The sequence below is a fragment of the Microbacterium thalli genome (genome assembly GCF_028737325.1).
GTDB lineage: Bacteria > Actinomycetota > Actinomycetes > Actinomycetales > Microbacteriaceae > Microbacterium > Microbacterium thalli.
In genome coordinates, this window is sequence record NZ_JAQZCH010000002.1 from 179,825 (window position 1) to 203,146 (window position 23,322).

The following is a 23,322-nucleotide window of genomic DNA, read 5'->3' on the forward strand; positions in this document are numbered from 1 at the left end:
CGAACGCCTGTCGGAGCCGCGCGTTACCGTGGATCAATGCCTTCTCTCTCGCCGGACGTCGACCTGGATGCCGCGCAGTCCCGCGTCGTCGAGCTGCCGGTCGACGCGAGTGCCGTCGTGGTCGGTGCGCCCGGCACGGGCAAGTCCCTGACGGTCGTGCAGCGGGTGCGCCGGCTGGTGCGCGCGGGACTGTCTGCCGACGACCTCGTCGTCCTGACGGCGACGCGCCAGGCCGCGACCAGCCTGCGCGACGAGCTCGCCGTGGCGGTGGGTGTGGCCACGGCCGGGCCGCTCGCCCGGTCGGTCGCGGCCTTCGCGTTTCAGATCGTGCGCGGCGAGGCCGTGCGTCGCGGACTCGAGCCGCCGCGGCTGCTCACCGGCGCCGACGAGGACGCGCTCGTGCGCGATCTGCTGGCGGGCGACGCCGAGGACGAGCGGGACGGGCCGTCGCGCTGGCCCGCCTGGCTGCCCGCGTCCGTCCGCGAATCGCGCGGGTTCCGCGCGGAGCTGCGTGCCTTCATCGCCGAATGCACGGCGCTGGGCATCGAGAGCCGGGCGCTGGCGGAGCGCGCGGAGCGTGAGGGCCGCGAGGCCTGGCGGGCGGCGGCATCCTTCCTCACCGACTACGACACGGTGAGAGACGCGATGCGCGGGGCCCATCGCGATGCCGCCGGGCTGGTCGCCGAGGCCGCCGCGATCGTGGCCCGCCGGGGTCTGCCCGACCTGCGCGTCGTGCTGGTGGATGACGCCCAGGAACTGACCAGCGGAGGCGTCCAGCTGCTCGAGGCCTGCCGGTCGCGCGGCGTCGCCGTCGTCGCCTTCGGCGACCCGGACGTCGGGTCGGGCTCCTTCCGCGGCGCGGCGCCCGAGAACTTCGCGCGCCTGGCCGCCGGTGTCGACCTCCTCGTCCTCGACCGGGTGCACCGTGCCGACGGCGGCCACGCCGACCTGGTCTCGGCCGTCACGAGCCGGATCGGCGCGATCGGCGTCGTCGCGCACCGCCGCCCGCCCGCGCCGGACCGGCGGTCGGCCACCGCCGCCACGCGCGCTCTCGTGCTGCGCTCCCGCACCGAGGAGTTCGACACCGTTGCACGCGTCCTGCGCGAGCGGCATGTCCATGCCGGCGTGCCCTGGGAGCAGTGCGCGGTCATCGCGCACGACAGTCGTCAGGTCGGGGCGCTCGAGGCCGAGCTCGCGGCGCGCGAGGTGCCGACCGTGACCTCGGGAACGGGATCGGCGCTGCGCGACTCGGCCGTCGTGCGCGATCTGCTGCGGGTGGTCGACCTGGCCGCACGGCCCCACGAGGACTGGACGCGCGACGAGATCGTCGGGGCTCTCGCGGGCGCCGGGCTCGACGCGGTCGATCAGCGGCGGCTCCGCTCGGCGTTGCGCCACACGAATGCGGATGCCGCGGCATCGTTCGTGTCGCCGTGGGAGACCCTGCGGTCGGCCATGGTCCACCCGGCCGAATTCGCGTTCGTCGACCTGCGCGAGGCGCGTCGGGCGGCCCGGGTCGCGGAAACCCTCGCTGCCGTGCACGACCTCATCGCCGACGGAGCCACGGCTCACGAGCTGCTCTGGGCCGCGTGGGAGGGCTCCGGGCGCGAGCGCGCACTGCGTGAGGCGGCCCGCGGGCACGGGCCGCTCGCCGCCCAGGCCGATCGCGACCTGGACGCCGTCGTCGCGCTGTTCCAAGCGGCGAAGCGGCACGGCGAACGCGAGGACGGCACCACGCCGATGGCGTTCCTCCGCGGCATCCTCGATGCTGATGTGGGCGACGACCGGTTCGTCGCGCCACCGGCGATGGGAGCGGTGCGGGTGCTGACGCCCGCTGCGGCCCTCGGGACCGAGTTCGACACCGTGATCGTGGCGGGGTTGCAGGAGGGCGTCTGGCCGAATCTGCGCGTTCGCGGCAGTCTGCTCGACACGTGGCGTCTGGCCTACGACGATCCGGCCGCGGCGGACGCCCTCGACCGCCGCCGCTCCGTGCTCCACGACGAGCTCCGCCTGTTCGCCCGCGCACTCTCGCGTGCTCGCGATCAGCTCGTCGTGACCGCCGTCTCGGACGACGACACGGGACCGAGCCCGTTCTTCGACGTCCTGCCCGACCCCGAGGGTGCGCCGGCCGAGGCGGCGCACCCCCTCACGCTGCGCGGCCTCGTCGCACGGCATCGCCGCACCCTCACCGATCCGCGCTCCTCGGATGCCGAACGCGCCGACGCTGCCGGTCAGCTCGTCCTGCTCGCCGACGCGGGCATCGCCGGAGCCGATCCCGACGCCTGGTTCGGCGTCACCGCCGTGACCTCCGACGCGCCCTTGCGCGACCGCGAGGTCGAGAGCATCCGTGTCTCGCCGTCGCGGCTCGAGACACTGGAGGAGTGTCAGCTGAACTGGGTCATCGGCGAGCTCGGCGGCGACTCGGGCAGCGCGACGGCCGGTATCGGCACGATCGTGCATGGTGCGCTCGAGGTCGCCGCTCCCGACGAGGAGGCGCTCTGGACAGCGGTGGCGGAACGGTGGGGCGAGCTGGAGTTCGAGTCGCCGTGGCGTGAGCGCGCCGAACGGACGCGGGCGCGCGACCTCGTCCGCCGCCTCGCGCGGTACCTCCGCGATTTCGAGCGCGAGGGCGGTCGTCTGCTCGAGGCGGAGCCGCGCTTCGAGGTCGAGCTGGCGACCGACGACGCCGATGGGCGCATCGTCGTGAGCGGGGCCGTCGACCGGGTCGAATTGCGCGGAGACGGCTCGGTCGTGATCGTCGACCTCAAGACCGGCAAACGCGAACCGCAGACCGACCGGGCGGTGGCGACCCACGCGCAGCTCGCGGCGTATCAGCTCGCGCACGAGCGCGGCGCGATCCCCGCGGCGGCGGGGATGCCAGGCGGCGGCGCGATGCTGCTGGTGCTGCGTCCGACCGCCGCGTCGAAGGACTACGTCGTGCCGCGTCAGCCGCCCTTCGACGACGACACGCGCGCGACGTTCGTCGCGCGCGTGCACGAGGCGGCGCAGACCATGGGCGGCGCGACCTTCACGGCCCCGTTCGAAGAGCACTGCCGCGACGACCATTCCTACGGGCTGTGCCGTATCCACACGATCGCCCCGGTGAGCGCGACGTGATCGTGTCACCCGCCGCCCTCGCCGCGGCTCTCGGACAATTCCCGCCGACGCCCGAGCAGAGCGCCGTCATCTCGGCGCCCCTCGAGCCGGCGCTCGTCGTGGCGGGCGCCGGCAGCGGCAAGACCGAGACGATGGCCGGCCGCGTCGTGTGGCTCGTGGCCAACGGTCTCGTCTCGCGGGCCGGCATCCTCGGCCTGACGTTCACCCGCAAGGCGGCGGGCGAGCTGGCCGAGCGCATCCGCCGCCGGCTCGACCGCCTGACCGAGTTCGAAACCGCCGGACTGCTGCCTCACCTCGATGACCTGCACGCCCGCGGCGCGCTCGACGTGTTCGGCGAGCTGGAACGGGCGCATGCCCCCGCGATCGCCCGGCTGACCACGATCGATCGGCTCGCCGACGACTGCGGCGCGCTCGGGCAGGCGGCACCGGCGGACTCGCTGCTCGATCGCCCGACGGTCTCGACCTACAACAGCTTCGCCGACGGGATCGTGCGCGAGAACGCGGTCCGGATCGGGCGCGACCCCGAAGCCGCCGTCCTGAGCGAGTCCGCGGCGTGGCTGCTGATGCGGCGCGTCGTGCTCGAGTCCGACGACGAGCGCCTCGAGCTGCGCGACAACGCCCTGCGGACGATCATCGACGGCGCCCTCCGCATCGCACGCGACGGCGTCGACAACCTCGTCGATTTCTCTGACCTCGGCCGGTTCGGTCACGCGTTCGCCGACGTGCTGGAACGTCCCTCCACGCGCAGCGGGACCACTGTGTACGCGGATGTCGCGCGGGCGGCCGAACAGGTCGGCGCGCTGCCCCTGTTGGCCGATCTCGCGCGGGAGTACCAGTCGCGCAAGGTCCGCGCCGGGGTCATCGACTTCTCGGACCAGGTGGCCGGCGCCGTCGCCGTCATCCGCGGCCACCAGGCGGTGGCCGACGAGCTGCGGGCGCGGCATCCGGTCGTCCTGCTCGACGAGTACCAGGACACGTCGGTCGTGCAGACCGAACTGCTCGCCGCGGTGTTCTCGGGTACCGCCGTGATGGCGGTGGGCGACCCGCACCAGTCGATCTACGGCTGGCGCGGCGCGAGCGCCGGCAACCTCGGCGACTTCGCGGCGGCGTTCGCCCCGGACGGCCCGTCGCACCGGTTCTCGCTCGCGACGAGCTGGCGCAACAGTCGACGCATCCTGCGCGCCGCCAACGCCGTGCTCACGCCGCTCGCGGAACGCTCGCCCGTGCCCGTCGACGAGCTGCGTTCACGTCCCGGTGCGCCGGAGGGACAGGTCGACATCGTCTTCGAGCCCGATCTCGACGCCGAGACCGATCGGGTCGCCGCCTGGTTCCAGTCGGTACGCGCCGACCGCGCACGTCGGGGCGAGCCGACGAGCGCGGCGATCCTGTTGCGCAGCAAGAAGCACATGACCCGCTATGCCGACGCGCTCGGGCGCCGCGGCATCCCGCATCGCATCCTCGGGCTGGGTGGCCTGCTCAGTACACCCGAGGTCGTGGATGTCGTGTCGGCGCTGCGCGTCATCAGCGACCCGACGGCGGGTTCCGCCCTGCTGCGCCTGCTCGCCGGACCCCGATGGGCCGTCGGTCTGCGCGACCTGCGCGCACTCGCCGAGCTGGCGCGCCGCCTCGCTCGCTCGGATGCGTCGCTGCAGCCCCTGCCGCCCGACCTGCGTGGCGGCGAGGAGCGCGCGTCGCTCATCGATGCGCTCGACTTCATCCTGCGGGTGCCGGCCGATCACAGCTGGCTGGCCGAACTCACTCCCGCCGCACGCGAGCGACTGCGCGAGGCGGCAGCGGTGTTCGCAGGACTGCGCCGAGCCTCGACGATGCCGGTGCCCGAGCTCGTGCGCCTCATCGAAGCCGAGCTGCGGCTCGACATCGAGCTGGCCGCCAACGAGAGCCGCGGTCCGGCACGCGTCGCCTCCGACCAGCTGCGCGCCTTCGTCGACGAGTTGCAGGGCTTCCTCGCGACCGACGAGTCGGGCTCGCTGCCCAGCCTGCTCGCCTGGCTCGACCATGCGGAGCGTCAGGACGAGTTCGCGCCGCGCACCGAGCCGCCCGAGGACGATGTCGTCCAGATCCTCACGATCCACGGGTCCAAGGGCCTCGAATGGGATGCCGTCGCCGTCGGGCGCGTCGTCGTCGATGAACTGCCCGCCCGGCCGCGCGACAAGCAGGGCTGGTTGGGTTTCGGCGTGCTGCCCTATGCGTTCCGTGGTGACGCCCGGTGGCTTCCCGAGTTCGCATGGCAGGCGCACGCGGCGCCGACGCAGCAGGACCTCAAGGCCGCCCTGACCCGCTTCGCCGACGACAACGCCGACCGGCAGCGGGAAGAGGAGCGGCGCCTGGCCTACGTCGCCGTGACGCGGGCTCGCGACGCTCTGCTGCTGAGCGGCTCGTTCTGGTCGGGCACGCGCAACCCGCGTGGTCCCAGCGCCTTCCTCACCGAGATCGCCGCGGCGCTCGACCACCCGATCGACGATGTCGACCCCGGCGAGAACCCGTACCTCGAGCGGCGACAACTCCTGTCCTGGCCGCTCGATGCGTTGGGCTCCCGTCGGACCCGGGTGGATGCCGCAGCCGAGGCGGTCCGCGTCGTGCGAGCCTCAGGAGCCGTGCCGGAGCCGAGCCGTGATCTCGCCCTGCTTCTGGCCGAACGCGACGAACGGCGCAACGCAGCCGCCCCGAGCGCACCGACCCGCATCCCGGCATCCCGCTTCAAGGAGTTCGCCGCGGACTACGCCACCGCCGTCGAAGCAGCGCTGCGTCCGCTGCCCGAGCGGCCGTACCGCGAGACACGGCTGGGCACCCGCTTCCACGCCTGGGTCGAGCAGCGCTCGGGCATCGCGGCGCGCGGCCCCCAGCCGGATGCGCCGTTGTGGGAGACGGACGCCGACCTCGATGAGACCGGTGCCGCCGGTGCCGGGTCGGACGCCGAGTTCCGCCTGCTGCAGGAGAATTTCCTGCGCTCGGAGTGGGCCGACCTGCAGCCGATCGAGGTCGAGACGGAGATCGACTTCGCCGACGCGACCCTGCTGGGCGACGGGCGGCCGCACGTCATCATCTGCAAGCTCGACGCCGTCTACCGACGCCACGACCGGGGCGGCCGTCTCGAGATCGTCGACTGGAAGACGGGCCGGCCGCCGCGAACGCCGGCCGAACGCGCCGAACGGATGCTGCAGCTCGAGCTGTATCGGCGGGCGTACTCCACCCGCCACGGCGTACCCGAGTCCGAGATCGACGTCGCGCTGTACTACGTCGGTGACGACCTCATCCTGCGGGGGTGACGCTCCTCAGTCGTTGCCGGCCCAGCGACGCAACGCGTTGCGCGCCGACTCGGCGTGCTCGGGGTCGCGGTCTTCGGCCTCGTCGCTCGAGAGCGCGGGCTCGTCGGGCGCGGGCGGGTTCGCGGGGCGGTGGTCGCTCGAGCCGCCGTCGGGAGTCCAGTCGGAGAGATCGATGGGGATCGTCTCGATGTCCGCCTGCTCGGCGGTCTCCTGGTCAGCGAGGTAGGCGGCGAGGAGAGCCGGATCGTAGGTATCGGTCTGCATCGAGGTGTCGCGCGCTGCTGTCGCCGTGGCGGGGGTGCGCTCGAGGATCTCGAGCGCATCGTCGACCGAGCTGTGCTCGTCCTCGAGCAGGGGCTCGTCGCGCACACCCTCATCCAGAGCGGTGAGGAGGGCGACGGCGTCCTCGACCACGCGCGCTGCGCCGGTCTCGTGCCCATGCGCGAGCCAGCGGGCGAACTCGAGCTCCGCGTAGAGCCGGGCGCGCGAGGCGAGGGCCGCATCAGGGGTGTGATGGGCCGCCTCGGCGTACGCCTCGAGGACGTCGTCCCGCGCATTCGGTGCCGAAGCGAGCCAGCGCAGGTCCTCCGCCGGGTCGCCGACGCCGAGGCCGTTCCACGCGAGCAGACCGGTGACCGTCGGTCCCGCGGCCGTGTCGGTGAGCACGAAACGGCTCGGGTCGACCCCGCCGAGCGTCACGGTCGTCTCGAACCGCCAGAGGCGGTCGGCGCCGAGCGCCGTGCTCCAGCGTCGCAGCAGGCCGAAGGGCAGCGAGCCGGTCGCCTCCGCGCGGTCGAGCAGGCGCTCGGCATCCACCCGCACGTCGGCGCTCGTGCGGATGCGCAGCCCGGCGTCGCGGGCGACGGCGTGCGGCAGCCCGTGCACACGGGCGATCGCGGCTCCGAGCGACCAGGCGACGCCGCGACCGGCGGGGATGTGAGCGGCGTCGACGCGGTAACCGGGGACGAATTCCTGCACGACGGCGGTGAACCCGTCGAGGCGTGCGGTTCCCAGCAGGGTGGGTGCCGCGAAGGGGAGGAGGCCGCGGACGCCGGGCGTCAGCGCGCGCAGCGCGCGGGTGTCGGCCACGAGCTCGCGGTCGGCGTCGGCGTCCACGGGTGCCCGTACGACGACGCGCTTGCCGTCGGCGAGCGTGACGAGCGCGCTGTCGTAGCGGCTGTCGGAGCCCTCGGTCAGTTCGGCCGCGCCGACCACGGCGGCGCCGGGCAGAGCCGAGCTGACGGACGCGGCTAGAGTGAAGGGAGAGCGAGCCATGCCATCAGGGTAGGTCGGGCGGCGGCGCAGGCCGACGCGCCACGCCCGCGAGAGAGGTCCCCGAGATGCGATTGCAGCCGCCGGCCCTAGCCCGGTCCGCGTTCGACACGTCACCCGACGAACGAGCCGAGGACGGCCTCGTCGCACGGCTTCTCGCGGACCCGACCACGCGGGTGCTGCGCGTGAACGGTGACCGGGCACCCGCCGTCGGCACCCGTCTGCTGTGGGAGGCCCCGGACGCGGTGACGGACGCGGCGGAATGGGGATTCCTCGGGCGCGCGGGCGACGGCTCCGCGCGGCTCGTGGCGGCCGTCGAGCCGCCGAGGTCCTCCGATGGACGTGACGACGACGGTTGGGTCTCGCTGCGGATGGTCGGCGGCGACCTGAGCGACGAGGATGCGGGAGCCCTCGTCACCGCGGTCTCGCTGGCCCGGTGGTTCACCGACTTCCGCTTCTGCCCCCGGTGCGGTTCGCCCGCGCCGCTGCGCGCGGCCGGGTGGTCGCGCCTGTGCTCGGGCTGCGGCCGGCAGCAGTTCCCCCGCACCGATCCTGCTGTGATCGTCGCGGTGCGCGACGCCGCGAACGAACGACTGCTGCTCGGGCAGAACGCCGCGTGGGCGGCGCAGAACCGCTTCTCGACCTTCGCGGGGTTCGTCGAGGCGGGGGAGTCGCTCGAGACGGCCGTGCGTCGGGAGGTGGCCGAGGAGGCCGGTGTGGTGGTCGACGAGCTGTCGTACCGCGGCTCGCAGGCGTGGCCGTACCCGCGCTCGCTCATGCTCGGCTTCCACGCCGTCGCCGAGGATGCCGCCCCGGCTCGACCCGACGGTGAGGAGATCACCGAGGTGCGCTGGTTCACGCGTGCGGAGATCGCGAGCTCGCTCGCGGGTACTGGCCCCGTCGCCCTGCCCGGGTCGGCGTCGATCGCGCATCGCCTGATCACGGACTGGTGCGAGGAGGACGAGTGACCGACGCTCTCGCGGGCCTCGACGAACAGCAGCGGGAGGCCGCCTCCGCCCTGCGCGGTCCCGTCTGCGTGCTCGCGGGCGCCGGCTCGGGCAAGACCCGCGTCATCACGCACCGCATCGCCCACGGGGTCGACACCGGCGCGTACTCCCCGGGTCGCGTGATGGCCGTGACCTTCACCGCGAAAGCGGCCGGAGAGATGCGAGGGCGGCTGCGCGCCCTCGGCGTCGGCGGCGTCGCGGCGCGGACCTTCCACGCGGCCGCACTCGCCCAGCTCAACTACTTCTGGCCCCAGCTGGCCGGCGACACCGCGCCGACGATCCTCAGCAGCAAGGTGCGCATGCTCGCGCAGGCCGCCGACGCGATCGGGGTGAACCCCGACCCGGCCGTGCTGCGCGATGTCGCGACCCGGATCGAGTGGCGCAAGATCACGATGCGTTCCGTCGAGCAGTACGCACTCGATCGGCCCGAGGGCGTGGGGTCGCTCTCCCTCGATGCGGTGGTCGCGCTGCAGCAGGCCTACGAGCGGCTCAAGGACGAGCGCCGGCAGCTCGACTTCGAGGACGTGCTGCTCGCCTGTGCAGGCATGCTCGAGGCCGAGCCCCGCGTCGCCGCGGAGGTGCGCGAGCAGTACCGCCATTTCACGGTCGACGAGTTCCAGGACGTCTCTCCGATCCAGTATCGGCTGCTCGAGCTGTGGCTCGGCGACCGGCACGACCTGTGCGTCGTCGGCGACGCGAGCCAGACCATCTACTCGTTCGCCGGCGCCGACCCCCGCTACCTCCTCGATTTCGGCACGCGGTTCCCGGATGCCCGCGTCCTGCGGCTCGAACGCAACTACCGTTCGGAGGCGAGCGTGGTGGCGGCGGCGAACGAGTTAATGCGCGGACGTCCGGGGGCCCTCGAGCTCGCGGCGCAGCGCGAGACGCCCGACCATCCCCGTCCGGCCCTGAGCGAGTACGACGACGACGCGGCCGAGGCCGACGGCGTCGCCGCGACGGTCGCCGATCAGATCGCGGCCGGCGCCGATCCCCGCGAGATCGCCGTTCTCTACCGCGCCAATGCGCAGTCGGCGCCGTTGCTCGCCGCTCTCGCCCGTCGCGGCGTTCCGGCATCCGTCCTGGGCGGCCCCCGATTCTTCGACATCCCGGAAGTGCGGCAGGCGGTCATGGCGCTGCGCGGCGCCGCCGTGGCGCCCTCGTCGGGCGACCTCGTCGCCGACGTCCGGGCGGTGCTGCGCTCGCTCGGCCTGAGCGACGAGCCGCCGGCGGCGGGCGGTCCGTTGCGTGACGCCTGGGAGGCACGCGCGGCGCTCTTGCGACTCGCCGAGGAGGCGCCCGCGGGGACGACCATGCGCGGCTTCACCAATGACCTGCAGACGCGCGCGAAAGACCAGCACGAGGTCGCGACCCGCACCGTCACGCTCTCCACGCTCCACGCTGCGAAAGGTCTGGAGTGGCCGCACGTCCACCTCGTCGGAATGGCCGAGGGCCTGCTGCCGATCGCCTACGCGACGACGTTCGAGCAGATCGACGAGGAACGGCGGCTCGCATATGTGGGCATCACGCGGGCCGCGCGTACGCTCTCGCTGTCGTGGGCCCGGGGGATCGGACGTTACGAACGGCAGGTGTCGCGCTTCGTGAAGGAGATCGGCACCAACACGCTGGATGCGGTTCGGCCTCGCGCCAGGTCGCCGCGACGCGCCCCGAATGCAGCGTCGCCGCGCGGGACCGCTCCGTCGCGGGCGCACTGACCATCCCGACGGCCAGAGCGCACGCGGCGCCGATGAGCGCGGCGTCGGTGGGCGGCGCGGGGCGGGCGAGCAGCTGCGCCGCCACCAGCGGCCACTCGGGATCCGCGTCCCGACGGTGCGCATGCGCACACGCCGCGCAGGCCGTCCGCCCGGGAACCACGAGGGGACCGACTGTCACGCGATCCCCGGCCAGTTCGAGCGGGAGGTGGCGGATGTCGTCCGACAGCAGACTCGCGGTGCGCCGAGGTTCGACGAGGTAGGGCGCCACGAGCACCACGGCGACATCGCGGTCATCCGACTCCGTGATCCGTGCCCCCGCGATGCTGAGTGCCGCGCTGATGCGCTCCCGATCGGCGAGCTCGATGCCCGGCGCGAACGAGACGCGGACGACGACCTGCGCGCGTGGCCGACGCTCGAGCACGGGGTCGAGGCGGGCCAGCAGGGCGTCCACATCAGCGGGTGACGCCCCCGCTTCCGCGGCCAACGCGGTCATCATGCCGTCGGAGACACCGGCACGCAGGGCCTCGATCAGCCGTTCGGCCGCGGGCGAGACGTCATCGAGTCGGACCGCGCCGTCCATTCCGAGCTGCAGTCGGCTGGGGGAGCGCCAGAGGGGAACGGCGGAGGGGATCAGGCGAAGCACGTTCCGATTCTCGGCACGCGCCCTCCCGGCCTCCGCCGCTCTCCACAGCCGCGCGTGCGGGGGACGGCAGCAATCCGACTGTGCAGACGCCGATGTGCCCCCACCGGCGACCGCCGATCACACCGGACGCGGACCCGCCGGTCCCTCGTCGCGCGGATCGCCCGCGGCACCGTCACCCGCGGCACCGTCACCGGGTGCACCGTCACCAGGGGCATCGCCCGGTGCGTCGTGGTCGGACGGCGCATCGCGTTCCGAGGTCGCGTCGGCCGACGCGAGGAGGGCGTCGAGAGCGTCATCCATCTCGTCGCGCTCGGGGGCCTCGCCGCGGGCATGCGCCTCGAGCCGAGCGATGAGGCGGCTCGGGTCGTCGATGTCGGACGGCGCGGGCATGAGGTCGGGGTAGTCCCACAGGCCGTCGCGGGCCTCGCGGCCGACGGCATCCGTGATGGCACGCCACATCGCGGCGGCTTCGCGCAGACGGCGCGGGCGCAGCTCGAGGCCGACGAGCGAGGCCATCGCCTGCTCGGCCGGACCGCCCACGGCGCGGCGGCGTCGAACCGCCTCGGCGATGCGGCCGGCGCTCGGCAGTCGCGTCGTGGCGTCCGCGGCGACGACGTCGACCCAGCCCTCGATCGTCGCGAGGAGGTGCTCGAGACGGGCGAGAGCCGCGGATTGCGCTTCGGAGCGCTGCGGCAGCAGGACGCCGCTCTCGAGGGCGGTGCGCAGCTCGTCCGGCTGCGACGGGTCGAAACGCGCGGCGAGGTCTTCGAGGGCGTCGGTGTCGACGTGGATGCCGCGGGCGAAGTCGGTCACCTGCGAGATGACGTGCAGGCGCAGCCAGCGGGCGTGGCGGAACAGCCGGGCGTGGGCGAGCTCTCGGGTGGCGAGCGCGAGGGCGAGCTGGTCGTCGTCGATCTCGAGGTCGCGACCGAAGTCGGCGAAGTTCTGGGGCAGGATCGCCGCTTCACCGTCCGGCATCACGGGGATACCGACGTCGCCGCCCGAGACCACCTCGAGCGAGAGCTTGCCGACGACAGCGCCGAGCTGCGCGGCGAAGAGCGAACCGCCGACGGTGCGCAGCAGTCGGCCCGCGCCGGCGATCATGCTCTGCATGTCTTCCGGGGCCTGGGCCTCGAGGGCCGCGGTGAGCGCGTCTGCGATCGAGGTCGCGACAGGCTCGGCGAGCTCCTGCCACACCGGCAGGGTCGCCTCGACCCATGCGCCGCGGGTGAGCGCGCGCGGGGGCACCGGCAGATCGGCGATCGTCGTCGCCTCGCTCAGCCAGAGCGTCGCGAGACCGAACGCGTCGCTGAAGTCCTGCCGGTCGCCCGAGCTGATGCCGTGGCCGTCCTTGTTGGCCAGGTGCAGCGCCTGGGTGCGGGTCGCCGACCAGTCGATGCTGCCGTCGCCCCCGCCCGCGAAAGCGCCCTGCAGCTGCCGCATCATCTGCTGCAGCATCGCCGGGTCGATGCCCATGCCGGCGAGGCGTTCGAGTTGTTCGGGCCCGAGGGTGCCGCCTTGGCCCAGCAGGCTGCGCAGCAGCTCCTGGAACTCGTCCTCGGGGGAGCGGTCGTCGTCAGCCATGTCAGGCGCCTTTCAGCAGGGCGGTCAGCTCGCGTTCTACGCTAGCCGCACGACCTCGTCGCACGGCGCGAACGGCCCTCGTTCGCTTTCGCCGGTCGCGAACGACTCGGGACAGAAAGCAGCACGTGTCACTTTTCGACGAGAACGCCCCCGTCATCGCGCCCCGACGTCGCTTGAGCCGCCCCGCGCTGACCGGGCTGTGGGCGGTGTCGCTCTCGCTGGTCGCACTCCTGGTGCTGACGCTGCTGCCCACCTCGTTCGTCATCCAGCGTCCCGGACCTGTGTACGACACCCTGGGCACCGTGACGACCGGCGACGGCGAGGAGCGCCCGCTCATCAGCGTCGCCGGGGCCGAGACTTTCCCGACGTCCGGTTCGCTCGACCTGCTCACGGTCGAGGTGCTGGGCAACCGCGAACGGACGCCCTCGTGGTTCGAGCTCGCGGCGGCGTGGTTCGATCCGGCGCGGGCGATCGTGCCGATCGACGAGATATTCCCCGAGGGCGTGACCACCGAGCAGCGCAACGACGAGAACGCCGCCCTGATGGTCGACTCGCAGAAGGAGGCCACGGCGGCAGCGTTGCGCGAACTGGATTACGACATCGAGTCACTGGTCCGCGTCTTCCAGGTCGCGGAGGACTCCCCGGCGACCGGCGTCCTCGAGCAGAACGACGTGATCCGCTCCGTCGACGATCAGCCGGTGACCACGACCACGTCCCTGCGCGACGCCATCAACGCCGGCGACGGCGCGCCGGTGGCGCTCGGGGTCGAGCGGGACGGCGAGCTCCGCACCGTCGAGGTGACGCCGACCGAGGCGACCGTCGAGGGCGAGAAGCGGTGGGTGATCGGTGTCACCATCACCCCGGACTACGCCTTCCCGATCGAGGTCACGCTGCAGCTCGACAACGTCGGCGGGCCCAGCGCCGGCATGATGTTCGCGCTCGGCATCATCGACACTCTCACGCCCGGCGAGCTCACCGGCGGCGAGCAGTTCGCCGGCACCGGCACGATCGACGCCGAGGGTGCGGTGGGCCCCATCGGCGGCATCCGTCAGAAGCTCTTCGGCGCGAAGAGCGCCGGAGCCGAGTGGTTCCTCGCGCCCGAGCGCAACTGCGGCGAGGTCGTCGGCCACATCCCCGACGGGCTGCGCGTGTTCTCGGTCGCGGACCTCGACGACGCCCTCAGCGTCATCGAGACCGTCAGCGCGGGCGGCGACATCGACGCCCTGCCGACCTGCACGACCGGCTGACCCACGGCGTCCCCCCAGCGGGCGGCGCCTAGGATGGGAGGGTGACCACGACCTCAGCGCCGCCCCCGGCCACACCGAGCAGATCCCGCCGCGCCGTTGCCATCACCCTCGCCGTCATCGCGGCCATCGTGGTGGCATTCTTCGTCTTCGCGAGCCTCTACGCCGATTGGCTGTGGTTCCGGCAACTCGGCTTCGACAATGTGCTGCTGACGCAGTGGATCGCCCGCGTGCTGATGTTCGTCGTCGGCTTCGTCGCGATGGCCGTACCCGTCTGGCTGTCGATCCAGCTCGCCTACCGGCTCCGGCCGGTCTACGCCCGGCTGAGCTCGCAGCTCGACCGCTACCAAGAGGTCGTCGAGCCGCTGCGCCGTCTGGGCATGTGGGGAATCCCCGCGTTCTTCGGCTTCTTCGCCGGCTTCGCGGCGTCGGCGCAGTGGGAGACCGTCGCGCTGTGGCTCAACGGCGTCAGCACCGGCACCACCGACCCCGAGTTCGGCCTCGATACCGGGTTCTACCTGTTCACGATGCCGTTCCTGTCGGCGGCGATCGGCTTCGTCTCGGCCGTCATCATCGTGTGCCTGCTGGTCACGGCCCTCGTGTCGTACCTCTACGGCGCGGTACGCGTCGGACAGCGCGAGCTGCGGATCTCGAAGTCGGCCCGTATCCAGCTCGCCGTCCTCGCCGGCGTCTACCTGCTGGTGCAGGGCGCGAGCCTGTGGCTGGACCGCTACCGCACCCTCGTGACGCCCAACGACCGCATCACGGGTGCCTCGTACGTCGACGTCAACGCCGTGATCCCCGGCCAGGCCATCCTCGCCATCGCCGCGGCGATCGTCGCCATCGCCTTCTTCGTCACGGCCATCATCGGCCGCTGGCGCTACCCCCTGATCGGCACGGGCCTGCTCGTGGTGTCGTCGCTCGTCGTCGGCATCGCCTACCCGTGGTTCGTCACCAACGTGCAGGTGCGCCCCAACCAGCTCACCCTCGAGTCGCCGTTCTACGAGCGCAACATCGAGGGCACGAAGGCCGCGTACGGCATCGACGGCCTGGAGAAGACCGACTTCGAGGCCGTCACCGACGTCGAGCCGGGTCAGCTGCGCGCCGACGCCGACACGACGGCATCCATCCGCATCATGGACCCGGCGATCATCGGACCGACGGTCCGCCAGATCGAGCAGTACCGGTCGTACTACCAGTTCGCGGAGCCGCTCGACGTCGACCGCTACCAGATCGACGGGCAGTCGCAGGACACCGTCGTCTCGGTGCGCGAGCTCAACGTCAACCAGCTCGGCGAGGCCGCGTCCTGGTACAACACGACGCTCGTCTACACCCACGGCTACGGCATGGTCGCGGCCAAGGGCAACGAGCGCACCGCCGACGGAAACCCGGTCTTCGTCGAGCGCGGCATCCCGGCCTCGGGTGAGCTCACCGCCGCTCAGGAATACGAGCCGCGCGTCTACTTCGGCGAGTTCTCGCCGACCTACTCGATCGTCGGCGCCCCCGAGGGTGCCTCGCCCATCGAGCTGGACTACCCGCGCGGTCAGGAGGGCGAGAGCCAGACGAAGACGACCTTCGACGGCGACGGCGGCCCCGGCATCGGCGATGTCTTCCACCGCCTGATCTACTCGCTCAAGTTCCAGTCGACCGACATCCTGTTCTCGGATGCGATCAACTCCGAGTCGCAGATCCTCTACGACCGCGACCCGGCCACGCGCGTGTCGAAGGTCGCGCCGTACCTCGAGCTCGACAGCGACCCCTACCCCTCGGTCGTCGACGGACGCATCGTCTGGATCGTCGACGGGTACACGCTGAGCGCGAACTACCCGTACTCGTCGATCGTGAGCCTGAGCGACGCGATCTCGGACTCGTCGAACCCGCAGCCGCGCGTCGCGCTCGACAACATCAACTACATCCGCAACTCGGTCAAGGCGACCGTCGACGCGTACTCCGGCGAGGTCACGCTCTACGCCTGGGACGCGGAGGACGCCCTGCTGCAGGCCTGGCAGAAGATCTACCCCAGCACCCTCAAGCCGGTCAGCGAGATGAGCGGTGACCTGATGAGTCACGTTCGGTACCCGACGGACCTGTTCAAGGTGCAGCGCGCCATGCTCGGGACGTACCACGTCGACACCGCGCAGTCGTTCTACTCGCGCGACAACGCCTGGAAGACGCCGAACGACCCGCAGCAGAACGACCAGCTGCAACCGCCGTACTACCTGACCATGAAGATGCCCGGCCAGGATGCGCCCTCGTACTCGATGTTCTCGTCGTTCATCCCCGGCGGCCAGGACACCCGGAACGTGCTCATGGGCTACCTGTCGGTCGATTCCGACGCGGGTGCCGACGCGGGCGTCGTCAGCAGCAAATACGGAAAGCTCCGGATGCTCGAGATCAACGCCGAGACGCCGGTCGCCGGCCCGGGCCAGGTGCAGAACACGTTCGACGCCGACCCCGAGGTGTCGTCGTTCTCGAACATCCTGCAGCAGGGGCAGTCCGAGGTCATCAACGGCAACCTGCTGACCCTGCCGGTGGGCGGCGGTCTGCTCTACGTCCAGCCGGTGTTCGTGCAGTCCTCCGGCGCCACGAAGCTGCCGACTCTGCAGAAGGTGCTCGTCGGCTTCGGCGACGAGGTCGCCTTCGAGAACACGCTGCAGGAGGCGCTCGACGTGCTGTTCGGCGGCGACTCCGGCGCGAGCACCGGTGACACCGACGTCGTCCCCGATCCCGTCCCGGGCGAGGACGCGACGCCCGCACCGACGCAGCCCGGCGACGGCGGCACCGCTCCGGCGGCGCCGAGCCTCGACTACCAGGCGGCGCTGGACCAGGCGCGCGACGCCCTCGCGGAGCGCAACACCGCGATGCAGAACGCGGACTGGGCCGCCTACGGCGCAGCCGACGCGAAGCTGACCGAGGCGATCAACCGCCTGCTGGAGCTGGACGGCCAGGGCTGAGCACCCCGTGCACGAGAAAGGGCCCCGACTGCGAAGTCGGGGCCCTTTCTCGTTGCTCATCCGCAGCGGCGGACGAACGGTCGCGCGGTCAGTCGCGCGTGTAGCGACGGGCGCGGCCCGAAAGGCCGGCGAAGTGGAACGGTCCGGGAGACGTGGCGGCGATCTCGACGTCGACGGTGCTGTCGCGGTGGGTCGCATCGTGCAGATCGCGGTAGGTCGGGACATCCACGGGGGTGCGCGCGGCCAGGAGAGCCTCGGTCTCGGCGCCCCGGGTCGCGGCGCGGTAACCGGGCTGCACGACGAGCGTGAAGAACTCGCTCACCGAACCGGAGCCGTAGCTGAACAGGCCGATGCGCGCCCCGGTGAGGTCCGCATCGCCGTCGAGCAGCGCCGCGAGGGCGATGTACAGCGACGCGGTGTAGGAGTTGCCGATCCGCCGGTTGTACCCCGTGGTCGCGGCGACCAGCTCGGGCGCAAGCTCGACGCCGACGTGCTGCCCCAGCGCGCGGTGTGCCTTGACCGCCATCTTGGTGAAGGGCTGGTGGTGGCAGTACCAATCGATCTGGTCGATGTCGACGCCGCCGCGCGAGCGGTAGTCGTCCCAGGCACCGGCGACGCCGTCGAGGTAGGCGCTGACCGAGAGCTTGCCGTCCACAACGGCGGTGACGCTGTCGTTGGGGCGCCAGAAGTCGTCGACCTCGGCGGTGTACACGCCGGCAGCAGGCTCGAGCACGGCAAGGGCGGGGTCCGCCGTCACCAGGAACGCGACCGCGCCCGCGCCCTGCGTGGGCTCGGCGGCCGTGTCCAGCTCGTACCGGGCCACGTCGCTCGCGATGACCAGCACGCGCTCGTCGGGGTTGCGGGCGATCAGGCCGGCGGCGGACTGCAGCGCGGCGGTCGCCGAGTAGCAAGCCTGCTTGAGCTCGACGACGCGCACCGAACGCGGCAGGCCGAGCAGCTCGTGCACGTGCACGCCGGCGGCGCGCGACTGGTCGATGCCCGTCTCGGTCGCGAAGAAGAGGGTGCGGATGCCGTCGACGCCATGGCGGTCGATGATGCGCTGCGCGGCTGCGGCGCCCATCGTCACGATGTCTTCGTCGAGGCCCGGGATGCTCATCTGCTCCTGGCCGAGCCCGATGCGGAACTTCGCGGGGTCGATGTCGGCGCGGGCGGCGAGGTCGTCGAGCTCGACGACGTGGGAGGCGGTCGCGACGGCGAGGTCGTGGATGCCGATGGTGGTCACTGCGAGGAGTCCTTCCGGCGCTCGAGGAGCAGATGCGACTGCATCAGTTCTCCGGGGTTGGTCTGGGCGGCGAGCAGGGAGAGCTCGCCGCAGAGCACGGTGGCGGCGATGAGCGCGGCGAGGCGGCGGGCGTTGGCGCCCGGCTCGCGCTCCTCACGGCAGCCGAGCCGCGTGAGTGCTTCCTCGACCGCGGGGAGGTCCTTGCCGTTGCCGACGGTCCCGACGATGAGGTGGGGGAGGGTGCACGAGAAATACAGGTCGCCGTCGCCGCGAACCTCGGCCCACGTGAAGCCCTGCGAGCCTTCGACGATGTTGGCGGCATCCTGCCCTGTGGCGAGGTAGAAGGCCAGCAGCATGTTGGCGTAGTGCGCGTTCGCCGAGCGCAGCGCTCCCGCGATCGTCGAGCCGACGAGGTTCTTCTGCACGTTCAGGTCGACGATGCGCTGCGCGGTCGAGCGCAGCTGCTTGTCGACGAGATCGGCGGGGATGAGGATCTCGGCGATGACGCTGCGGCCGCGACCGAGGATGCCGTTGACCGCGGTGGCCTTCTTGTCGGTGCAGTAGTTGCCCGAGATCGAGCCGTACTCGAGTTCCGGGTGCCACGACAGCACGCGCTCCATGAGGGTCTCCGCAGCGAAGGTCACCATGTTGTGGCCCGACGCGTCGCCCGTCGTCAGAGCGAAGCGCAGGTACAGGAGGTTGCCCACGACCTCGCTGTCGAGGTCGATGAGCTTCGCGTGCCGGCTGCGCTGGGAGACAGCGTCGGCCAGCTCATCGAAGCGGGCGGCGATCGCACGCGAGGCGGCGACGGCAGCGGCGGCGCTGTCGGCGACGAAGAGCGACGAGCGCGTCATCCGTTCGTCGACCACGGTCACGCGGATGCCGTCGTCGACGAGCCGCGAGATGCGAGCGCCGCGGCCGACGGAGGGCCACAGCGGAGACTCGTAGGTGGCGAGCGGGACGTCCTGCTCGGTCTCGACGTCACCGGTCAGCCGGAGCGGACCGACCCAGCGCAGGGGGATCGGGGTGAACTCGGCGCTCATCGCGCGTCCTTCCCGCCGGCGCGGCGCGCCAGGCTGTCGATGTCGATGCCTCGGGCGCGGGCGAACTCCGCTGCGCGTCCATGGATGATCAGGTCGGTGCGGCGGAGGTCTTCCGGACCGGTCGCCCCCACCAGAGAGTGCAACGCCGTGAGGTGGTCAGACCATTCCCGGATCCGCGAGATCAGGGCTTCCGCGCCGCCGTCGAGGACGACGGAGAGGAACGATCCGGATGCGCCCACCGCGCGAGCGCCGAGCGCGAGGCCTCGTGCGACGTCGAGCGGTGTGCGGACTCCGCCCGAGGCGAGCAGCACCGGCGCGTCGGCCGGGGCCTCGAGCAGGCACTCCACCGCCGACTGTCCCCAGCCGGCGAGGTACGCGTAGTCGCGGCCCGAGCGGCGGTCGTTCTCGATGCGCATGAAGTCCGTGCCGCCGACGCCGGAGACGTCGGCGAAGCGCACGCCCGTGGCCGCGAGGCGGGACAGCGTGGCAGCGCTCAGGCCGAAGCCGACCTCCTTCACCACGACGGGCACCTCGACCGCGGCCACGATGGCTTCGAGCGACGCGGGCCAGCTCGAGAACGAGCGGCTGCCCTCGGGCATCACCGTCTCCTGCATGGCGTTGACGTGCACCTGCAGCGCGTCGGCCTGGAGAGCGTCGACCGCGCGGCGGGCATCTTCGGGCGACCGCTCGATGCCGACGTTGGCCATGACGAAGCCGTCGGGGTTCTCATCGCGGATGACCCGGAACGTGCTCATGAGCTCGGGGTTGTCGAGCGCGATGCTCAGCGACCCCGAGGCGATCGCCACCCCGGTCTCCCGCGCGGCGATCGCGAGGTCGCGATTGATCGCGCCGGTCGAGGCGCTGCCGCCGGTCATGGCGTTGACGTAGAACGGCAGCGCCCAGCGGGCGCCGGCCACCTCGACGCCGAGGTCGACGACATCCGCGTCGACGCCCGCGAGGGCGTGGTGCACGAACCGGACGTCATCCCAACCGTTCGGGCGCGGCGTCTCCTTCTGCTGCGCCGCGGCCAGGCGGACGTGGTCGTCCTTGCGCTCCGATGCCAGCTCAGCCGCCATGGTGTTCTCCTTCCGGCGGATGAACGCCGATCGTGAGGTGTCGGATGTCGTTGGTCTCCCAGGTGCGCAGCAGCCCCGAGACGTCGGCGCCGACGGGCGCGAGGACGATGCCGCAGTCGCCGCCGCCGGCACCGGAGGGCTTGCCCGCCGCGCCGACGCGCTCGGCGGCATCGCACAGGATCCGCAGCCCCTCGGTCTCGATCGTGACGCCCGAGCGTGCGCCGAGCTCCTGCAGCAGGCGGCGGTTGCGGCGGATCGCGCGCAGCGCGAGGTCGTCGTCCGGGGCGTCCTCGCTGTCGTGGGGCGCGAGCGCACGCCACAGATCGCCGACGCAGGAGCGCGACTGCGAGAGGAAGGTGCTGTGGTCGTCGCCGGTCGTGCTGGTACCGCGCGAGACGCCGCTGACCAGCCGTTCGGTCGAGGCGGGGTGACCTGTCCAGCCCACGAGCAGCTGGAGTCCGGCCGGCGCCGAGAGTCGGATGATCTCGGAGCCCGCCCACGCGTCCGAGCCCAGCACCGCGGTGACGCCGTCCCGAGCCCGCGCCGCACGCAGCCGATCGCGGTCGGGGGAGCGGTAGCCGATCCAGCCTCCGTAGGTGCTCGCGGCGACATCGCCGCCGGAGGCGTTCGGCGCGACGGCGATCGTGGCCAGCATCGCGAGCTCGTAGCGACCGCGCAGCCCCAGGTCGAAGCCGTAGAACTCGTCGATCGCTCCGATCGTGGCGACGGTGACGGCAGCCGAGGAGCCGAGACCGAACTTGCGGCCGCTCGGGTCGTCGAGGCCGCTATCGATGCGCAGGTCGAAGAAGCGCGGCGGCAGCCCCCGCTCCGAGCGCAGCTGCTCGGCAGCTTCGATCGCGGCGATCACGTAGTCGTACGGGTGGTGCTCGCGGTCGAGGGTCAGCCCGTCGGCGCCGCGGGTCCAGCGCACCGGCATCCGTCCGTACTCGGGAGAGTGGATGCTGCCGGCGTCGACTCCCTCGGTGAGCGAGACGGTCAAGTAGCGGTCGACGGCGATGAGGACCGACGGCTCGCCGGGGGTGACGACCGCGTACTCGCCGGCGACGAAGAGCTTGCCGGGGGCCCGCACGACTATGGCGGGCTGTGCGAGCGCGGTCACCCGTTCGTCCGCGAGACGAGAGCCGCGGCCGGGCCGGGACGCGCGACCGCCAGCTCCGCGAGTCCCTCGAGCGCGGCGGTGACGGCCGGCACGTCGTCGGGGCGGGTGAGCACCACGACGTTCGGTCCCGCGTCCGCCGTCGCCCAGGCGCCGACGCCGGTGGCGCGGAGCGCGGCGACGCGGTCGAAGATCTCGACGCTGACCGGGGTCAGGTAGCGGATGGGCGGGTCGCACGACTGGATGAGGGCGTGCATCCGCGACGCGTTGACCTCGGTGATGCGTCCGAGCCTCTCGACGTCGCCGGTGCGGGAGGCCTCGGCGGCGGCTTCCAGGCTCTCGGCCGTCGACGACACCCACGCAGGGTAGAACGGGGATGTCAGGATCGTCCGGCGCATCGCCTCGCGACTCGAGATCGGCTTCTCGCGCTTCTCGACCATCGCGACGACCATGGCGAGGCCGGGGGCGTCGATGGCCTCGGCATAGGAGGTCTCGTCGCTCTCGCCCGCGTGCCACACGGCGAAGCCGGAAATGATCGACCGCGAGGCGGAGCCGGAGCCGCGCCGGGCGAGCCGACTGAGCTCTCGCGCGTCGAGATCGAGTCCGTAGGCCGCGGATGCCGCGACCGCGAGCGCCGCGAAGCCCGAGGCCGACGATGCCAGCCCGGCCGCGGAAGGCACCGTGTTGACGGTCTCGACGCGCGCGTGACGATCGCTGCCGGCGAGCTCGCGCACGATGTCGAGGAACCGGCTGACCCGAACCGCAGGCCCGTCGCTGCGTTCCTCGTCGCCGAAGACGAGCACGTCCGTCGTGGCGGTGCCGTCGACGGTGACCGTGGTCGTGGTCGGGAAGATGTCGAGCGTCATCGAGAGGCTGCCGGTCGCGGGCAGGTTGAGCTCGCTGTCGCGCTTGCCCCAGTACTTCACGAGGGCGATGTTCGGATGTGCGATGGCGGTCGCGGTGCTCATGCCGCTCCTTCCACGGTCGTGGTCCAGACCGCGGCGGCACCGGCGCGGGTGAGTCGTTGGCTCAGCTCGACGGCAGCGCCGGCGTCGGCGGCGAGGGCCAGCACGCAGCCGCCCCGCCCGCCGCCGGTGAGCTTGGCTCCGAGCGCGCCGGCCGACGTGGCCGCGTGCACGAGGTGGTCGAGAGCGGGATCGCCGACGCCCATGCCGTTCAAGAGGGTGTGTGCACGGCTCATCGCGTGACCGATGTCGTCACGGGCGCCGGCCGACACCTGTTCGCGAAGGGCGGTGGCGAGACCCCCGAGCTCGTCGAGTGCCGCCTCGATACCGGTCGGATCGGCGCGGCGCCGCTCGGCCACCGCGGTGACCGCCTCGCGAGTGCGCCCGCGCACGCCGCTGTCGGCGATGACGAACGTGAGGTCTCGACCGACGGTGACCGGCTCGATCCGCCCACCGTCGAACCACACCGCCGCGCGCGCCCGGACGGTACGGGCATCGAGACCGCTCGGCGAGCCGTGGGCGGCGCGCTCGGCGGTCTGGATGAGCTCGTGCATGCGTTCGTCGTCGACACGGATGCCGCACGCGCCGAGGGTCGCTTCGATGACCGCCGCCGACACCGCGGCGCTCGAGCCCAAGCCGCGCTCGGCCGGGACGCTGCTTTCGATCGCGATGTCGAGGGCGAGATCCTCGCGCCCCGCCGCGGCGAGCGCGGCGGACATCGCGGTCAGCGTGACCGCCAGGCGTTCGGGGGCGCGGGTAATCGGTCCGTGATAGAGGCTGCTCGACAGACGGGCGGGCCCGTCCGTCGGCCGCGCGTGCGCTTCGACACCGAGAGCGCGCACCGGGATCGCGATCGCCGGACGGCCGTAGACGACGGCGTGCTCGCCCAGGAGGATAGCCTTCGCACCGGCTCGGCCCACCGCGACGGGCACCGCGGCCGTGCCGTTGGTTGCCGCGTGCTGATGAGCGTCCGGTGCGATGGGGACGTCGGTCGATGCAGTCATGGAATTTCGACGAGCGTAACAGCCCCTCCGGCGCGCGGGCTGGAGACGGCTCGGATG

General features: G+C 72.3%; 15 protein-coding genes. 7 read left to right on the forward strand and 8 right to left on the reverse strand.

Translation table 11 applies throughout. The annotated features are described in order from the left end of the window. The first annotated feature begins 36 nt into the window (after positions 1-36). Both PUW82_RS08710 and PUW82_RS08715 read left to right on the forward strand, forming a co-directional pair. Complete coding sequence (locus tag PUW82_RS08710) at positions 37-3,114, forward strand: ATP-dependent DNA helicase (protein ID WP_274221915.1); 3,078 nt, start codon at positions 37-39, stop codon at positions 3,112-3,114. Next, a complete protein-coding gene (locus PUW82_RS08715; RefSeq protein ID WP_274221916.1) occupies positions 3,111-6,401 on the forward strand; it encodes an ATP-dependent helicase in 3,291 nt (1,096 codons plus the stop codon). Before PUW82_RS08710 ends, PUW82_RS08715 begins: the two co-directional genes overlap by 4 nt. A gap of 6 nt (positions 6,402-6,407) precedes the next feature. Here the strand turns inward: PUW82_RS08715 and PUW82_RS08720 are convergent, their stop codons facing one another. Then, positions 6,408-7,676 (reverse strand): protein kinase family protein, encoded by a 1,269-nt coding sequence (locus PUW82_RS08720; RefSeq protein ID WP_274221917.1) that lies wholly within the window; start codon positions 7,674-7,676, stop codon positions 6,408-6,410. 65 nt (positions 7,677-7,741) lie between these two features. On the opposite strand from PUW82_RS08720, the gene nudC reads away from it, so the two are divergent. The 3 genes from nudC to PUW82_RS08735 all read left to right on the forward strand — a co-directional run bounded on the left by nudC (position 7,742) and on the right by PUW82_RS08735 (position 10,855). Beyond that, positions 7,742-8,641: an NAD(+) diphosphatase gene (gene nudC, locus PUW82_RS08725; protein WP_274221918.1), complete on the forward strand. Its 900-nt coding sequence runs from the start codon at positions 7,742-7,744 to the stop codon at positions 8,639-8,641. Continuing rightward, positions 8,638-10,392, forward strand: a complete 1,755-nt coding sequence (locus tag PUW82_RS08730) for an ATP-dependent helicase (protein ID WP_274221919.1) — start codon at positions 8,638-8,640, stop codon at positions 10,390-10,392. The genes nudC and PUW82_RS08730 overlap by 4 nt, the downstream gene beginning before the upstream one ends. 121 nt (positions 10,393-10,513) lie before the next feature. After that, positions 10,514-10,855 carry a hypothetical protein gene (locus PUW82_RS08735; RefSeq protein WP_274221920.1) on the forward strand — a complete coding sequence of 114 codons (342 nt, stop codon included), beginning with the start codon at positions 10,514-10,516 and terminating at the stop codon, positions 10,853-10,855. 297 nt (positions 10,856-11,152) lie between these two features. On the opposite strand, the gene PUW82_RS08740 is transcribed toward PUW82_RS08735, so the two are convergent. Beyond that, entirely contained in the window at positions 11,153-12,619 is a 1,467-nt protein-coding gene (locus PUW82_RS08740) for a zinc-dependent metalloprotease (protein WP_274221921.1), read from the reverse strand. A 125-nt stretch (positions 12,620-12,744) separates the two neighbouring features. Between PUW82_RS08740 and PUW82_RS08745 the strand changes: the two genes are divergently transcribed. Continuing rightward, positions 12,745-13,866: a YlbL family protein gene (locus PUW82_RS08745; protein ID WP_274221922.1), complete on the forward strand. Its 1,122-nt coding sequence runs from the start codon at positions 12,745-12,747 to the stop codon at positions 13,864-13,866. 41 nt (positions 13,867-13,907) lie between these two features. Next, on the forward strand, positions 13,908-16,817 hold the full coding sequence (locus tag PUW82_RS08750) for a UPF0182 family membrane protein (protein WP_274221923.1): 2,910 nt from the start codon (positions 13,908-13,910) through the stop codon (positions 16,815-16,817). An 88-nt stretch (positions 16,818-16,905) separates the two neighbouring features. On the opposite strand, the gene PUW82_RS08755 is transcribed toward PUW82_RS08750, so the two are convergent. Genes PUW82_RS08755 through mvk form a run of 6 tightly spaced genes read right to left on the reverse strand, consistent with a single transcriptional unit; the run spans position 16,906 to position 23,265 of the window. Further along, on the reverse strand, positions 16,906-18,060 hold the full coding sequence (locus PUW82_RS08755) for a hydroxymethylglutaryl-CoA synthase (protein WP_274221924.1): 1,155 nt from the start codon (positions 18,058-18,060) through the stop codon (positions 16,906-16,908). Further along, complete coding sequence (locus PUW82_RS08760; protein WP_274221925.1) at positions 18,057-19,103, reverse strand: hydroxymethylglutaryl-coenzyme A reductase family protein; 1,047 nt, start codon at positions 19,101-19,103, stop codon at positions 18,057-18,059. Before PUW82_RS08760 ends, PUW82_RS08755 begins: the two co-directional genes overlap by 4 nt. After that, positions 19,100-20,179, reverse strand: a complete 1,080-nt coding sequence (gene fni, locus PUW82_RS08765) for a type 2 isopentenyl-diphosphate Delta-isomerase (RefSeq protein ID WP_274221926.1) — start codon at positions 20,177-20,179, stop codon at positions 19,100-19,102. Before fni ends, PUW82_RS08760 begins: the two co-directional genes overlap by 4 nt. Next, complete coding sequence (locus PUW82_RS08770) at positions 20,169-21,299, reverse strand: phosphomevalonate kinase (RefSeq protein ID WP_274221927.1); 1,131 nt, start codon at positions 21,297-21,299, stop codon at positions 20,169-20,171. Before PUW82_RS08770 ends, fni begins: the two co-directional genes overlap by 11 nt. Next, positions 21,296-22,264 (reverse strand): diphosphomevalonate decarboxylase, encoded by a 969-nt coding sequence (gene mvaD, locus PUW82_RS08775; RefSeq protein WP_274221928.1) that lies wholly within the window; start codon positions 22,262-22,264, stop codon positions 21,296-21,298. Before mvaD ends, PUW82_RS08770 begins: the two co-directional genes overlap by 4 nt. Next, a complete protein-coding gene (mvk, locus tag PUW82_RS08780; protein ID WP_274221929.1) occupies positions 22,261-23,265 on the reverse strand; it encodes a mevalonate kinase in 1,005 nt (334 codons plus the stop codon). The genes mvaD and mvk overlap by 4 nt, the downstream gene beginning before the upstream one ends. Positions 23,266-23,322 lie beyond the last annotated feature (57 nt).

Bases quoted from the DNA above. Each gene is read 5' to 3' on its own strand.
- PUW82_RS08710 (WP_274221915.1), top strand. From the start codon at position 37: ATGCCTTCTCTCTCGCCGGACGTCGACCTGGATGCCGCGCAGTCCCGC.
- PUW82_RS08720 (WP_274221917.1), bottom strand. From the start codon at position 7,676: ATGGCTCGCTCTCCCTTCACTCTAGCCGCGTCCGTCAGCTCGGCTCTG.
- nudC (WP_274221918.1), top strand. From the start codon at position 7,742: ATGCGATTGCAGCCGCCGGCCCTAGCCCGGTCCGCGTTCGACACGTCA.
- PUW82_RS08735 (WP_274221920.1), top strand. From the start codon at position 10,514: ATGCGCACACGCCGCGCAGGCCGTCCGCCCGGGAACCACGAGGGGACC.
- PUW82_RS08740 (WP_274221921.1), bottom strand. From the start codon at position 12,619: ATGGCTGACGACGACCGCTCCCCCGAGGACGAGTTCCAGGAGCTGCTG.
- PUW82_RS08760 (WP_274221925.1), bottom strand. From the start codon at position 19,103: ATGAGCGCCGAGTTCACCCCGATCCCCCTGCGCTGGGTCGGTCCGCTC.
- fni (WP_274221926.1), bottom strand. From the start codon at position 20,179: ATGGCGGCTGAGCTGGCATCGGAGCGCAAGGACGACCACGTCCGCCTG.
- mvaD (WP_274221928.1), bottom strand. From the start codon at position 22,264: ATGAGCACCGCGACCGCCATCGCACATCCGAACATCGCCCTCGTGAAG.
- mvk (WP_274221929.1), bottom strand. From the start codon at position 23,265: ATGACTGCATCGACCGACGTCCCCATCGCACCGGACGCTCATCAGCAC.